At 42.0% G+C, this 15222-nt stretch carries 16 protein-coding genes; 5 read left to right on the top strand and 11 right to left on the bottom strand.

Annotated elements, in window-relative coordinates; all coding sequences use genetic code 11:
• Positions 1-16 precede the first annotated feature (16 nt).
• The 4 genes from ACRZ9O_RS06660 to lpcA are packed head-to-tail and all read left to right on the top strand — an operon-like array spanning position 17 to position 2375.
• Positions 17-610, top strand: coding sequence for a LemA family protein (locus ACRZ9O_RS06660; protein ID WP_223131202.1), 594 nt, complete (start codon positions 17-19; stop codon positions 608-610).
• A 2-nt stretch (positions 611-612) separates the two neighbouring features.
• A complete protein-coding gene (locus ACRZ9O_RS06655; RefSeq protein WP_459457573.1) occupies positions 613-1035 on the top strand; it encodes a TPM domain-containing protein in 423 nt (140 codons plus the stop codon).
• A 7-nt stretch (positions 1036-1042) separates the two neighbouring features.
• Positions 1043-1789, top strand: a complete 747-nt coding sequence (locus ACRZ9O_RS06650; protein WP_459457571.1) for a TPM domain-containing protein — start codon at positions 1043-1045, stop codon at positions 1787-1789.
• Between the two features lie 13 nt (positions 1790-1802).
• Positions 1803-2375: a D-sedoheptulose 7-phosphate isomerase gene (gene lpcA / locus ACRZ9O_RS06645; RefSeq protein ID WP_459457569.1), complete on the top strand. Its 573-nt coding sequence runs from the start codon at positions 1803-1805 to the stop codon at positions 2373-2375.
• A gap of 1 nt (position 2376) precedes the next feature.
• Here the strand turns inward: lpcA and ftsA are convergent, their stop codons facing one another.
• The 10 genes from ftsA to rplM form a co-directional block, all read right to left on the bottom strand.
• Entirely contained in the window at positions 2377-3723 is a 1347-nt protein-coding gene (gene ftsA, locus ACRZ9O_RS06640; RefSeq protein ID WP_459457567.1) for a cell division protein FtsA, read from the bottom strand.
• Between the two features lie 45 nt (positions 3724-3768).
• Positions 3769-4542, bottom strand: coding sequence for a cell division protein FtsQ/DivIB (locus ACRZ9O_RS06635; RefSeq protein WP_459457565.1), 774 nt, complete (start codon positions 4540-4542; stop codon positions 3769-3771).
• 14 nt (positions 4543-4556) lie between these two features.
• Positions 4557-5933 carry a UDP-N-acetylmuramate--L-alanine ligase gene (gene murC / locus ACRZ9O_RS06630; RefSeq protein WP_459457563.1) on the bottom strand — a complete coding sequence of 459 codons (1377 nt, stop codon included), beginning with the start codon at positions 5931-5933 and terminating at the stop codon, positions 4557-4559.
• A complete protein-coding gene (gene murG / locus ACRZ9O_RS06625; RefSeq protein WP_459457561.1) occupies positions 5930-7012 on the bottom strand; it encodes an undecaprenyldiphospho-muramoylpentapeptide beta-N-acetylglucosaminyltransferase in 1083 nt (360 codons plus the stop codon). The genes murC and murG overlap by 4 nt, the downstream gene beginning before the upstream one ends.
• Positions 7012-8187, bottom strand: coding sequence for an FtsW/RodA/SpoVE family cell cycle protein (locus ACRZ9O_RS06620; protein ID WP_459457559.1), 1176 nt, complete (start codon positions 8185-8187; stop codon positions 7012-7014). The genes murG and ACRZ9O_RS06620 overlap by 1 nt, the downstream gene beginning before the upstream one ends.
• A complete protein-coding gene (murD, locus tag ACRZ9O_RS06615; RefSeq protein WP_459457557.1) occupies positions 8180-9505 on the bottom strand; it encodes a UDP-N-acetylmuramoyl-L-alanine--D-glutamate ligase in 1326 nt (441 codons plus the stop codon). The genes ACRZ9O_RS06620 and murD overlap by 8 nt, the downstream gene beginning before the upstream one ends.
• Before the next feature lie 151 nt (positions 9506-9656).
• Positions 9657-10490: a translation elongation factor Ts gene (tsf, locus tag ACRZ9O_RS06610; RefSeq protein ID WP_459457555.1), complete on the bottom strand. Its 834-nt coding sequence runs from the start codon at positions 10488-10490 to the stop codon at positions 9657-9659.
• An 11-nt stretch (positions 10491-10501) separates the two neighbouring features.
• Positions 10502-11311: a 30S ribosomal protein S2 gene (gene rpsB, locus ACRZ9O_RS06605; protein ID WP_459457553.1), complete on the bottom strand. Its 810-nt coding sequence runs from the start codon at positions 11309-11311 to the stop codon at positions 10502-10504.
• Positions 11312-11389: 78 nt separating this feature from the next.
• A complete protein-coding gene (gene rpsI / locus ACRZ9O_RS06600; RefSeq protein WP_130895016.1) occupies positions 11390-11779 on the bottom strand; it encodes a 30S ribosomal protein S9 in 390 nt (129 codons plus the stop codon).
• A 14-nt stretch (positions 11780-11793) separates the two neighbouring features.
• Positions 11794-12237: a 50S ribosomal protein L13 gene (rplM, locus tag ACRZ9O_RS06595; RefSeq protein ID WP_459457550.1), complete on the bottom strand. Its 444-nt coding sequence runs from the start codon at positions 12235-12237 to the stop codon at positions 11794-11796.
• A gap of 227 nt (positions 12238-12464) precedes the next feature.
• Between rplM and ACRZ9O_RS06590 the strand changes: the two genes are divergently transcribed.
• Positions 12465-13826: a hypothetical protein gene (locus tag ACRZ9O_RS06590; protein ID WP_459457549.1), complete on the top strand. Its 1362-nt coding sequence runs from the start codon at positions 12465-12467 to the stop codon at positions 13824-13826.
• Between the two features lie 49 nt (positions 13827-13875).
• Here the strand turns inward: ACRZ9O_RS06590 and accC are convergent, their stop codons facing one another.
• Complete coding sequence (gene accC, locus ACRZ9O_RS06585) at positions 13876-15219, bottom strand: acetyl-CoA carboxylase biotin carboxylase subunit (RefSeq protein ID WP_459457547.1); 1344 nt, start codon at positions 15217-15219, stop codon at positions 13876-13878.
• Between the last annotated feature and the right edge of the window lie 3 nt (positions 15220-15222).

Here is a 15222-nt window from a genome sequence, read left to right as displayed (position 1 = left end):
ATTAAAATTTATCAAGATGAATAAGACAGTATGGATTGTTTTGGGAGTAATTGCTCTCGTAATTTTTTGGGGTGTAGGTTCACGTAATAGTATGGCTACATCAGATCAGGACGTGAAAGCTAAATGGGCTAATGTGCAAAGTGCATACCAGCGTCGTGCGGATTTAATTCCGAACTTAGTGAAGACAGTACAAGGTGTGGCGAATTTCGAGAAATCAACGTTAACAGCGGTGATCGAAGCGCGTGCTAGTGCAACACAGATGAAATTAGATTCAAAGGATTTAAGTCCAGAGAATTTGCAAAAATACCAAGCGGCTCAATCTTCTTTAGGAGGTGCTTTATCGCGTTTGATGGTGGTAGCTGAAAACTACCCACAATTAAAGGCAACAGAGAACTTCTCTGAATTGCAAGCGCAATTAGAAGGAACAGAAAACCGTATCAAAGAAGAGCGTGATAATTTCAACACGGCTGTTCAAGGTTACAATACCTTAATCGTTACTTTTCCCAATAACTTAATCGCTTCTTTCTCCGGATTTGCAGAGAAAGGATTCTTCCAAGCGGAAGCTGGTTCAGAGAAAGCACCAGAAGTTAATTTTGACGAGAAGAAATAAGGATGTTGTCAATAGAGCACCAAAACCTGATTTTGCAAGCCATCCACGACGCTGAATTACAGACGTCTGGAGAGATTCGTGTACACGTAGAAAGCCATTGCGCCGGCAATCCGATTGATCGGGCGACGGAGGTATTCTTTCAGCTAGGTATGCAGAAGACGGATTTGCAGAATGGGGTTTTGGTGTATCTGGCCATCAAAGACCGCAAGTTTAGTATCATTGGGGATAAAGGAATCGATGCGAAAGTGCCAGCGGAGTTTTGGGAAACGATTCGCGATGAAATGCGTGCTTATTTAATTAAGAATGAATTCGGGGCTGGCCTAGCTCACGGTGTAAGGCGCACGGGAGAAGTTTTGAAGGCCTTTTTTCCCTATGAAAAGGGAGATGTCAATGAATTGTCCAACGAAATCTCTTTTGGCATCTAATCTCATTATGCGGAAAATCGTCCTACTTTTATTGCTATTTAGTTCTTTTGCCTACGCTCAAGAAGGCATTCCTGCAAAACCGAATGGTTACATTCTAGATGAAGCAGGGCTATTAAATCCAGAAGAGGAGAATGCACTCGAGCAGAAAATGCGTGGCTATGCAGACTCTACTTCTACTCAGTTTGCCATCGTATTAGTCAATTCAACGAACGGACGCGATCCTTACGATTACGCAATCGATATTGGTAAAGGCTGGGGTGTTGGCCAAAAAGGTAAAAACAACGGCGTAGTCATCCTTGTAGCTATGCAAGATCGCAAGCTGCGTATTGTGACTGGTCGTGGCATTGAAGATGTCTTACCGGATGCTGTTTGCAAAAGAATCATTAATCGGATTTTAAAACCCACTTTCAAGGCAGGTGTCTATTACCAGGGCTTAGATGAAGCGACCACCGAAATGATGCGTCGAGCAAGTGGGGAGTTTAAGAATGAGGACAGTGGGGAAGGAGAACAAGGAATTCCTCCCGTCTTACTTATATTCTTGTTATTTCTCATCATTGCCATCATTAATGCGGTTCGTAATCGCGGAGGCAAAGGAGGTCCAGGTTCTCGCGGAGGCGGAATGTTTTTCCCACCTATCTTCTTAGGTGGTGGAGATTATGGTCGCGGAGGCTCTGGTGGTGGAGGCGGAGGATTTGATTTCGGCGGCTTTGGCGGAGGAGACTTCGGCGGAGGCGGTGCAGGAGGCGATTTTTAATTATCTTTGCACTATGAATAATCTGATTACCCAATCCCTGCAAGAGTCTCAACAAGTTTTAGCTGATTTTTTAGCGAACCCTGCGAAGATAGAAGCCATTGAAAAGGCGGCTGATGTATTAGTGGATGCCTTGAAAAAGGGGAATAAAATCTTGTCTTGTGGAAACGGAGGGAGCCATTGCGATGCGATGCATTTCGCAGAGGAATTATCAGGACGTTACCGGGAGAATCGCCCGGCTTTAGCAGCGATGGCAATTTCAGATCCTTCACATATTTCTTGTGTGAGCAATGACTTTGGATATAACTATATCTTTTCTCGCTTCATCGAAGGCTTAGGAAACAAAGGTGATGTACTAGTAGGTATTTCAACCTCCGGAAATTCAGCGAATATTATGGAGGCAGTGAAAGCTGCTCAAGCGAAAGGAATGGAAGTTATTCTCTTAACGGGCAAAGATGGCGGACAATTAGCTGCCTATGGTTGCCACGAAATACGAGTGGACCACTTCGGTTACGCGGATCGCATTCAAGAAATCCACATCAAAGTGATCCACATATTGATTCAATTGATTGAATCTAAGTTATTCTAGCTTAATACGAGGCGTCTCCACCCTCATCATCACCCATCACCACATCCACCATTTTGCGGAATAGGTCGCCGATACGCGGCGCAGGTTTTGACGATTTAGATTCACTATACCCCGTTTCTTTAGCCATCTCTTTTATAGGAGCGCTTGCCATTGGGGCATCTTCAGCTTCAGCCGTTTCTTGCTGATCATAATATACCTGAACTAAGCCAATTACTGTAGCATAAGAAGGATCTTTGATCTCTGTCGCTATGGCTGGGTTAGCTGAAGTGGCATTCGGATCTCCGATGCGGGCGTCCAAACCCGTGAATTTTTGGAACAATTCATCGATATACGGAAGTTGTGCTCCGCCACCCGTTAATACTAAGCCTGCTTTCAGGTTCTTGATATCTGTTTGTTTTGAAATTTCAGCCACTAGAATGGCTGCTAATTCTTTCAATCGCTCCTCTATGATAATAGCCAAGTTCTTCACAGAAACAGGTGTAGGCTTACGACCCGCAATACCTGGAATCATTACGACTTCGCTTACTGGAATGTCTTTTTGAATGGCTGAGCCAAAACGGACCTTTAAGGTTTCCGCGTGATCACGGGAGATATCTAATCCCGATTGAATATCATCTGTTAGTAAATCGCCTCCCCAGTTTAATACAGTGGCATGCTTTAAACGGTTGTTTTGAAAAATACTGATCTCCGTAGTTCCACTTCCTAGATCCACTAGGACAACTCCTTCTTGCTTCTCTTCTTTATTTAAAACCGAACTTGCCGTCGCTAAAGAACTGAAATAGACATTTCCTTTCTTTAAGTGCTTTGTCTCTGCAGATTTCAAACATTGCGTTAACAAGTCATTCTTGCTTGGATTAGCAGAGATGAAGACGAAATAGGCTTGAATTTTTTGGCCAATTTGTCCGATAGGATCCAACGTTTCTGGCAAATTGCCTACCTTGAAACCAATCGGTAAGGTATGTAGAACACAGGGGTTTTTATCTGCAAAAGTACGTTTAGCTTCCTCAAAAAGGCTCATCACCTCGTTGTTAGATACCGCTTCTCTTTCGTTTTTACGTATTTTAGACAGACTGAAAGGCTGGACTTTAATGTGTGATCCTGACAAGTTCGATGCAAAGAAATGTTCCGAATTCTTTCCGTCTAAGACGTGCGAAATTTGGTCCATTGCCTCTGAAATCGCTGCAGTTGTTTTATTGATGTTGACAATCTCTCCATTCAACACATTGTTGCTATTTATGGAAGATCCTGTGGCTAAAATCTCTAATCGGCCTCGGTCGTTTTGCTTACCTGCGATCGCTCTGACGTGAGAGCTACCAATATCTAAACCGATAATTAAGTCGTTACGCATTATAGTTTTTTTGTAGAACGGGTATTAAATTAAAACATTTGGTCATTATTCGCAAATAAGCTGATTCTTATATTTCAGCTGCACCCAGCTGTATTTATTCCAGCCTTTATTCGGGATAATTTTTTGATAGAATATGAACAATTTTTTAAACTTGTTTTCAATATTGATGGGTAGTCCAAAATCAATTCTTGTCGTTCCTATGGTCGGAATTAACACGATTCCACCGTCTTTAGCGACAATGATTTGAGAGATCTGAGCTTTCCAAAATTCATTATTTTCAATGAATTGAAAAAATGGAATTAACGTTTTTCCTCGCTTGTCCTGCAAGTCCCGCTTGCCATCGAAGTAAGCACCTCCAGTGACTATAATTCGGGGAGTAAATAATGGACTGGTACCGATGAATTTTCCATCCTCTGATATGTATTGATCTGGATAAGGGGAAGTTCCTACGGTGGAACGTACGATTCTGGCGATGGGTTTATACTCTTTTACTGAAACAGAGATGACTCCGCTGAAATCATGGTGTGCTTCACAGGATTTCACCAGGGGTATGCGTTTAATTCGTTCCTCTATTTTACGCAGGGAGATTTGGGTAATTGGTTTGTCTAAAAAGTACTCCGTCCCTTGCTCAGATACCATTAATTTGATGTCTTTCTTGCTTAAAAGGGCCTTTTCGTTTTCAGAGTCAAGTGTGATTTCTACTCCTTTGCAAACGACTTCATTAAAACTGATCTCCGCAAATACGACAGCAGATAGCACCAGGGTGAATAGAATTACCATCCCGATTACTTGCTTGATTAACGCCGCGTTTGCCTTCATTTTAAAAAATTATACTAAGATAAGCTCAATTTTAAATCATTCAAAAGAAGATCGATATCTCCTGCACCCATCGTTACTAATAATTTCGGTTTTTTAGCGTCGATCACTTGTAATAAGTCCGTTTTAGAGATAACCTGTTTATTTTTTAAATCGATTTTGCCTAATAACCAATCCGATGTAACGCCTTCCATAGGCAATTCGCGTGCTGGATAAATATCCAATAAATAAACTTCATCGGCGATGGCTAAGCTTTTGGCAAAGTCATCAATAAAGTCTCTCGTTCTAGAGAATAAATGCGGCTGAAAAACGGCCGTTATTTTTTCTCCCGGGTAAAGTGCCTTAACCGAGTTTAGACAAGCTGCTATTTCTGTAGGATGGTGTGCATAATCATCGATCATAACGTGCTCATCTGATTCTACATGGTATTCGAAGCGGCGTTTAACACCTAGGAAAGAAGCAATGCCTATTTTGATCTCTTCACCAGTTACACCTACCTGCATCGCTAAAGCAGCGGCGGCTAAGGCATTTTCGATGTTGTGAAATCCCGGAATACGCATCGGTATATTAAGCACCTCGCCTCCAGGGTAGCTCATGTCAAAAATCATTCGGTGATCTTCGATCCGGATGTTATGCGCCTTGAAGTCACCTGTATCAATTCCAAAAGTGGTGTCTCCTAATTCAGAATGCAAAGTCAAGCCCTTTTTTTGGATGAAAAAGCCTTCTGACTTGATTTGGTTGACAAACAATTGGAAACTCTCTAAAACGGAATCACCATCTCCATAGATGTCTAGGTGATCCGCATCTGTCGAAGTGACTACGGCAGCTTGTGGATGCAAGGTCAGGAAAGATCGGTCGTACTCATCTGCCTCGACCACACACACGATATTTTCTTTAGAGTGGTTGGGGATGAAGTTAGTTCCATAATTCACTGTAATCCCTCCTAAAAATGCAGTTACATTTTTCTTAGCGCTGATTAACAAATGGGTTAAAAGCGACGAAGTCGTCGTTTTTCCATGGGTTCCAGCTACCGCGAGGGTAGGGATCTGTTGGGTAATCCAACCTAAAATTTCCGATCGCTTGTAGAGGCGGATACCTTTGGAAAGTAAATAATTCATCTCCACATGATCTTTCGGAATCGCTGGAGTATAGATAAACAAGCTATGCTCCACATCTTCTAGGCATGCTGCGGGAATTAAATCGATAGCGTCTTCATAGTGAATTACCATGCCCTCCTCCGCTAATTTCTTCGTCAAGGGACTCTCTGTCTTATCGTAACCTGCTACCGGAAATCCATTGTGCAAGAACCAGCGCGCGATCGCTGACATACCGATTCCACCTATTCCTAAAAAATAGACTTGTTTTAAATCGCTTAGGCTTAACTCTTTCTTCATGCGTGTAAAATGGATTGGGCAATTTCGTGGGCTGCGTTTGGCTTAGCTAAACGAAGACTATTTTTTTCTAGGGTAGTCAAATCTGATTGAAGTGCTGTTAACGCCTCTGTGATTAAATTTTCTTTCACTTCTGCGTCACGCACAAGAATGGCTGCGTTTTGTGAAACGAGGCTTTTCGCATTCTCGGTTTGGTGATCTTCTGCGGCACTCGGAAGTGGGACTAGGATACTCGCTTTGCCGATCAAGCAAATTTCAGAGACTGAAGAGGCTCCGGCTCTGGATATGACTAAATCGGCCATGGCATAGGCTAGATCCATTTCGTAGATAAAAGCAGATACGTAGGTATTTTTATGTCCACTAGCAGCTTGCTTGGCTGTAGATTCAAAAGCAATACCAGTCTGCCAAATTACTTGCACCCCAGCATCTGTTAATCGGTCTAAGCCAGCTAGGATTCCTTGGTTGATCGTGCGTGCTCCTTGGCTACCACCGATGATTAAAATCGTTTTTTTGGAAGGGTCTAAGCTGAAATGCACTGCTGCCTGTGCTTTTTTGCCTGCAGCATCGATTAAGTCCTTGCGAACAGGATTCCCACTGAGCGTAATTTTATGCGCAGGGAAGAATTTTTCCATGCCTGGATAAGCCACAAAAATATGCTCCGCCTTCGCTGCCAATGCCTTATTGGTAATACCGGCGAAGGAATTTTGTTCTTGAATGTAATAAGGGATACCTAAAAACCGCGCAGCTAATAAGAGCGGACCAGAAGCATAACCTCCTACGCCTACAGCGACATCTGGCTTGAAATTTTGGATGATTCTAAGGGATTTCCAGAGGCTCATGAATAACTTGAAAGGGAAGAATACATTCTTCCAAACCTGCGTTCGTTGGATGCCTACAATGGGAAGACCGATGATTTGAAAGCCAGCTTTAGGTACTTTCTCCATTTCCATTTTTCCTTCAGCCCCTACGAACAAGAATTCCAAAGAAGGGTCGATTTCCTTCATCGCATTCGCGATCGAAATGGCTGGGTAAATATGTCCCCCCGTTCCTCCTCCTGAAATGATGACGCGTTTAATAGGCATTAGGCGAGGGCAGAGGGTTGAGCAGGTTCCGGATCTTTATCCTTACTAACGGCTAAAATCAGGCCAATAGAAATAGCTGTAAATATCAATGAGGTTCCCCCGGCTGAAATCATCGGCATCGGTTGGCCTGTAACTGGACCTGCATCCACAGCCACCAGCATATTAATGAAAGCCTGGAAGACGATGGAGAAGGTTAATCCGGCAGACAATAAGCCTCCAAACGGTTTATTACTATACTGAATGGCCTTCGCCCCTCGGTACATAAAAATCAGAAACAAGAGCGGAATAGCGAGCCCTCCGACAATCCCATATTCTTCAATGATAATGGCATAAACGAAATCGGATTCTGCCTGGGATAAGATATACCGCTGCTGGCTTTTTCCTGGCCCTTTGGGATGAATCGCACCGGTCGCAATGGCGTATAGACTTCGGGTGATTTGGTAATCCTCGTTCTTTGCCTTATTTGCCTTGGTTTCATTTTTGCCAATACTTTGGACATAGTTTTCAATCCTGGTTTTTACCGTTTGGGCTCTTTGACCAATTCCTAAGGAAACCACCGTTATTCCAATGATGGCAACAGCTGTGATAATTAAAACAATTTGTTTTGCAGGAACTCGCCCAAAGAACATCAGGATGATACTTGTTAAGAAAATCAAAACGCTTGTCGAAAAGTTCGAAAGCATAATCAAAAAGCAAGAAATTCCAATCTTGAATAGCATGCGAATAAACATCACGGTGTTATAAGATTCCGGGTCAGCCTGTTTAGAGGAAAAGTCTTTTGCTAAGCTCGTAATCAGGCATAATTTAACCATATCCGAGGGCATAAATGAAATAGGGCCTAACTGAACCCAGCGGTTTGCACCTCCTTTTGTGGCTCCAAAAATATAGGCGACCATCACGAGGCCCCAAGATAAGAACAAGGCTAAATCGCTAAACTTAGCCACCCGGCTATAGTTTGATTTAGAGAAATAGGACATTAAATAGAACGAAATGCCTAAAATAACCAAGGTTTTAATGAAACTCGAGAGTGGCTCAAAAGGTCCATCCATCGTCAGCTTCGCCTTCGCAGAGAACTGAATCAATAATCCAAACGCATTTAAAATAAATACGATCAACCAAATCTTATAATCCCCTTTCAGGTGCTCTTGAAAAAAGGCTCTGATTTTACTATCCATGGATCAAACGTTTAACAGTGCTTTTAAATTGATCTCCTCGATCTTCATAATTTTTAAATAAATCGAAACTAGCACAGGCAGGAGAGAGCAAAACTACATCACCAGAGGTAGCCCATTCCATTCCTTTTTTTACAGCGTTTTCTAAAGAGTCTGTTGCAAAAAGTTGTGGAACCATGCCGCCAAAATGAGTCTCTAACTTCGCATTATCTGTTCCTAAGCAAATGAGCCCTTTGACTTTTTCCTTCACTAGTGGATCTAAAACTTCATATTCATTTCCTTTGTCCACTCCTCCCATAATCAAGATTAAAGGTTGTTTATAGCTATTTAAGGCATAATAAACCGCATCGACATTCGTTGCTTTGGAATCATTGATGAATTCAACTCCATCCCAGACACCACACGATTCTAAACGATGCGGTGCATTTTCGAAGGATGCTAAGGAATGTAGCATTTGTGTAAATGATACACCTGCCTCGTGTGCCGCTAACATAGCGACTGCCATGTTGATGGCATTATGCGGACCTTTCAGTGGAGCATCTGCTAAATTGAGCTCAGTTCCTTCGAATTGAATTTTGTCCGCCGTAATATAGGCGTCTGCTTTTGTGTTGAAACTAACCGTTTTTACACGCGCACTTGCTGAAATATAAGCTAGGTTTGCCTTTAGCACTTCGTCATCTGCCCAAAATACGCAACTTGTATTAGCGTCCGCATTTTGGAATATCCGAAACTTAGAGGCAATATAATTTTCAAATTTGTATTCGTAGCGATCTAGGTGATCCGGAGTAATATTTAATAATACGGCTACATCTGGTTTGAATTGGAAGCAGCGATCTAATTGGAAGCTGGAAATTTCTAGGACATACACCTCGTGCTGATCTTCCATCACTTGCTTCGCGAAACTCTGGCCGATATTACCTGCTAAACCTACTTTAAGGCCCGCTGATTTCAAGAAATGATACGTCAGCAGGGTAGTGGTCGTTTTTCCATTCGATCCCGTGATGGCTACGATTTTGGCCTTCGTATAACGGGCAGCAAATTCTATTTCTGAAACTAAAGAAATTCCTTTTGCCTTGATGGCCTTAACAATATCTGTTTTCTCTGGAATACCGGGGCTGATAATGATCTCGTCCGATGTTAAAATACGGTCTAATGAGTGAGTTCCGGTCTCGAATTCAATCTGATTTTCACGAAGTGTCTCTTGATAGGTCGACTTCAGCACTCCGGAGTCAGACAAGAATACATCAAACCCTTTTGATTTAGCCAATAGAGCGGCTCCTACACCACTTTCTCCTCCACCTAAGATGCTGATTAATGCCATTCGTGCGTTGAAATTTTCAGAAATTAAATTCAACTACAAGTTAGAAAATGTCCCGCATTCTATCAACCCCAAATGTGCTTCCAGTGGATTTTTTCTAACAAAAAAAAGACCCACCGTTTCGGGTGGGTCTTTCCAATAAATTCTCGAGGAATTAAACCAAAGAGATACGTTTGAACGATGAAATCGTTAAACCTTTCTGTGTTTGCTCTAATAGTTGACGAATCGTGATCGATGAGTCTTTTACGAATTGTTGGTTTAATAAAGTAGATTCTTTGTAGAACTTCTCTAATTTACCAACCGCAATTTTCTCTAGCATCGCCTCAGGCTTACCTTCTTGACGTGCTTGATCTTTTCCGATTTCGATTTCTCTTTCAATCGTTTCTGCATCTACGCCATCCTTGTCTAAAGCGACAGGTTTCATAGCGGTGATTTGCATGGCGATATCTTTACCTACTTCAGATACATCTACTCCTTGAACGTTTTCGAATGCTACTAAAACACCGATTTTGTTATTTGAGTGAATGTAAGAAACCACTTTCTCCGCTGATACGTTTTCGTAAGCGGCTAATGTGATTTTTTCTCCAATTTTACCTGTTAGCTCGATGATGTGACCTTCTACTGAACGTCCATCTGCTAATGGCTCAGCTAATAAATCATGCGCTGAAGGAGCGTGAGACGCTGCTGCTTTGTCAATGATTGTTTTCGCTAAGTTATTGAAGTCTGCTACTTTAGAAACTGGTTCAGTTTCGCAAGCTAAAGCAATTAATTTACCATTTGAGTGATCCGCATTAAGTGCTACTAAAACAACACCTTCATTTGTTTCATTGTCCGCACGTTTCGCTGCTACTTTTTGACCTGCTTTACGAAGGATATCTACTGCTGCTTCGAAGTCACCATCGGCTTCAGTCAAAGCTTTCTTGCAATCCATCATTCCTGCGCCAGTCATTTGGCGTAACTTATTAACGTCTGCTGCTGTAATTGACATGTTATGAATATTTATTCTTGTTCTGCTTCTTTTTCGTATTTCGCCGCTACCTTAGCTGCCTCTTGTGAATCGTCGTCCGCTGCTTTTTTAGCTTCTACTTCTTCCGCCTCACGAGCATCATCCTTATCTTGCTTTCTTTCAGCTAGACCTTCTTCGATCGCTTTAGAAATAGCTGTGATGATGATAGAGATAGACTTGTAAGCATCGTCATTCGCTGGGATAGGATAGTCAACTAAGTCTGGGTTAGAGTTTGTATCACACATAGCGAAAACTGGGATACCTAATTTCTTAGCCTCAGAAACCGCAATGTGCTCACGCTTAACGTCAACAATGAATAAAGCCGCTGGAAGGCGAGTTAATTCAGTGATACCGCCTAACACACGCTTTAATTTTTCTTCTTCACGAGTTAACATTAAACGCTCACGCTTAGCGATTGTCTTTACGATAACTTCGTCTTTTAACATTTTATCAATGCTAGACATCTTCTTGATAGACTTACGTACAGTCGCGAAGTTAGTCAACATACCACCTAACCAACGGTCAGTTACGTACGGCATTTTTAATTTATCTGCCTCTGTCGTCACAATTTCTTGTGCTTGCTTCTTCGTTGCAACGAACATCACCTTACGGCCTGAACGTACAATAGAACGAAGAGCTGCTGAAGCTTCTTCTAAGGAAGAGATAGTTTTATTAAGATCAATGATGTGGATACCATTTTTCTCCATAAAGATGTATGGAGCCATTTTAGGATCCCACTTACGAGTCAAGTGACCGAAGTGAACGCCTGCGTCAAGCAAGTCGTTGTAGCTTAATTGTGCCATTTTGGTTGTTTAAATGTGTGAATAATAAAAAGGTGGAAAAGGCATCGGCAACAGACAAGCCTTTTCCACGAACAAATCTTAACGCTTAGAGAATTGGAATCTCTTACGAGCTTTCGCACGTCCTGGTTTCTTACGCTCCACCATACGTGGGTCACGAGTTAAGAAGCCTTCTTTTTTCAAAGGAGAACGTAATTCAGCATCTTGCGTTTGAAGTGCACGTGAAATCGCCATACGAAGCGCTTCAGCCTGTCCTTTGATTCCACCGCCATCTACGTTAGCTGTTACATCAAATGAACCTACTGTGTTCGTTAAAGCGAAAGGTTGATTAACAACAATCTGAAGAATTTCAGATGGGAAGTAATCAGCTAATACACGGCCGTTGATTTTAATCTGGCCTTTACCTGGTGTCATCGAAATACGCGCTACTGCCGTCTTTCTTCTACCGATTTTACTTGTTATTTCTGCCATTTTCTTAGTGTCCGTTAAAAGGTAAGTGCTTTAGGTTGTTGAGCTGCGTGAGGATGTTCTGGTCCTGCATAAACGAATAGGTTGTTGAATAATTCACGACCTAAACGATTTTTAGGTAACATACCTTTCACCGCTGATTCTACAACACCTCTTGGGTTTTTAACTAAAACCTCACGTGGAGTTGCGAAACGTTGACCACCTGGGTAACCCGTGTGACGGATATACACCTTGTCTGTCATTTTCTTACCAGTTAAGCGAATTTTGTCCGCGTTGATAACGATCACTTGATCGCCGCAATCAACGTGTGGAGTGTAAGAAGGCTTGTGCTTTCCACGAATAATTTTCGCAATTTCAGAACAAACACGTCCCAAAACTTGATTTTCAGCATCTACAACAAACCAAGCTTTCTGTACAGTAGCTTTGTTTGCGGAGATGGTTTTGTAACTTAAAGTATCCACTTGTTTATAATTTAACTGTTTGAATCGTTTCCACCTAGACCACGGAATTTGTCTAAAGGAATTGATTATGACCTATTTTATCTTTCAAACGGGCATTCAATCGAAAAATGGGAGTGCAAATTTATAAAATCTTCATTTGATATGCAAGTGTCTAATTTAAAATGTTTTGCGCAAAGGAATTAATTGAAAAATAACGAACTTTATAACCTTTTACAGTTCTATTAGTCATGAAGAAAATTACGGTCTACTTATTCCTTACACTTTTGTCCTGTCAGGCTTTGGTAGCACAGGTTCATTTCGCAGGAATGATGTCGACGAAACGGGTGGGAATGTTTAATGCAGCCTACAATCCTGCTGAATTAACGAATTTGACCAATAAGGTAGAATTCAATTTATTAGGGACCTCTCTTTCCTTTGGAAATAATAAGATGTCGATTTCGGATATACGAAGTGGAAAGTCGGCGCAAAGTGCCCTTTTTTCCTCTGGTACACCCTTGGCATTAGATGTTAACGTTGAATTTTTAGGCCCAAGTGTAGGATTTAGATATAAAAAATGGGGTTTTGGGGTACTTACTAAAGCATTCCTTAAAGCCAATATTATCGATTTAGATGTGGATTTAATGAATTCAATTTATAGTAATGCCCTATTGACCTTAGGGACATTTCCCTTGTCGAATCGATACAATCAACGCATTAACTCCTCGAGTTGGGGACAAGTTAATTTTGCTGCTTCTCGGAAGATTGTAGATAAGGCAAATCATCAATTGAGCGCAGGTTTCGCCATGTCGCTTCTCTTTCCGGCTTCTTATGCGAACATCGGGCTTACTAAGTTTTCTGGAACCATTAAATATAATTTATTTCCACCACAGGCTAATTTGATAAATACATCTACTAAGTTGAATTTAGCCTATACGAGTAATTTTGCCAAAAGCTTTGCGAATCCAAGTGATTTCACCAGTGCGATTTGGGGTGAATTTGGTGGCGTTGCAATTGATTTTGGATTGTCTTATCAATATCTGAATGACAAAAAAGTTCCCCTTATTAGTGTGGGGGCATCTGTTAAGAACTTAGGAAGTTTAGTTTATCAGGCTAAAAAGATTAATTCGGTAGACTACACTGTTAATATTCCAGCTCCCACTACGGCTAAACCTGGATTTAATTTATTCAGTCTGGCAACTATTTCTAGCTTAACCCAACTAGAGGGGCTTTTGATTTCAAGTGGTTATATGACGAAAGAAGGTCAATCCAATTCAGATGTTCCGATAAAATTGCCTACAACTGTGCAAGCTTATGCCTCTATTCGGGCGCTTAATCGATTGAATCTAGATGTGAACGCACAATACAACGTTAGGCAAGGGGAAGGAAATAAAGAGATTACGAGTCCTAACACCTTTACTGTCATTCCCCGTTTTCAGACAAAATATTTTGAAATTTATACACCCTGGACTAACCATGAGGTGACAGGAATTAATGGTGGATTGGGAATTCGAGTAGCTGGTTTTTACTTAGGTTCAGGTTCTATCATCACGGCTTTGCAGAGCAATAGCAAACAGATGGATGTCTTTGCCGGCTATCAAATAGGTTTCTAATAAAAAAGGGAGACCTTTTGGGCCTCCCTTTTCTTTTTAATACGGAAAATTATAAGTCACTCAAATCGAAACTTTCCATGAAAGCCGTCGTGAATTGACCCGACTTAAACGTAGGGTCATCCATTAACTTGATGTGGAAAGGAATCGTTGTTTTGATACCTTCGATCACGAATTCTTGCAAAGCACGCTTCATGCGAAGAAGAACTTCTTCACGGCTTTGGCCCGAAACAATCACTTTCGCAATCATGGAATCGTAATTCGGTGGAATCGTATAACCTGAATAGACGTGAGAATCAATGCGAACGCCGTGGCCGCCTGGAAGGTGAAGATTCGTGATCTTACCTGGCGATGGACGGAAACCGTTCGCTGGATCTTCTGCATTAATCCGGCATTCTAGAGCGAATAATTTAGGGAAGTAGTTTTGGCCCGAAATCGGAATACCTGCTGCTACCTTGATTTGCTCCTTAATTAAATCGAAATCCGTAACTTCTTCCGTGATCGGGTGCTCTACTTGGATACGGGTATTCATCTCCATGAAGTAGAAATCTCCGTTTTTGTCCACTAAGAACTCAATAGTACCCGCGCCTTCGTAACCGATGGCTGTAGCACCTGCAATTGCTGCCTCACCCATTTTCTTGCGCAATTCTTCCGAAAGGGCAGGGGATGGAGTTTCTTCGCACAATTTTTGGTGACGACGCTGAATCGAGCAATCGCGTTCTGATAAGTGACATGCTTTGCCAAACTTATCTCCCACAATCTGAATCTCAATGTGACGAGGCTCTTCCACGAATTTCTCCATGTACATCGCATCGTTTCCAAAAGCCGCCGCTGATTCCATCTTCGCATCTTCCCATAATTTGTCAAATTCTGACTCCTCCCGGATGATACGCATTCCACGGCCACCACCACCCGCCGTAGCCTTGATGATTACTGGGTATTTAATGGCTTTTGCTAATTCTTTTGCTTCTTCTACGGTGTCGATCAAGCCGTCAGAACCGGGAATAACCGGAACTCCTGCCTTCTTCATCGTGTCTTTCGCTGTGGCTTTGTCCCCCATCGAATTAATCATGTCCGCCGAAGCGCCGATGAACTTAATCCCATGTTCTGAACAAATACGCGAGAATTCCGCGTTCTCAGAAAGAAATCCGTAACCCGGGTGTATCGCATCTGCTCCAGTTACTTCTGCAGCCGAAATGATCGCGGGAATACTCAAATAAGATTGTCTGCTGGGCGGCGGTCCGATACAAACGGCCTCATCCGCAAAGCGAACGTGTAAACTGTCGCGATCGGCGGTAGAGAAAACGGCCACCGTTTTGATGCCCATCTCCTTACAAGTCCGAATAATACGCAAGGCAATTTCCCCGCGATTCGCTATTAATATCTTTTTAAACATAGA

This window comes from Aquirufa sp. HETE-40SA, from assembly GCF_054558635.1.
This window is presented reverse-complemented; position numbering and strand designations above follow the sequence as displayed.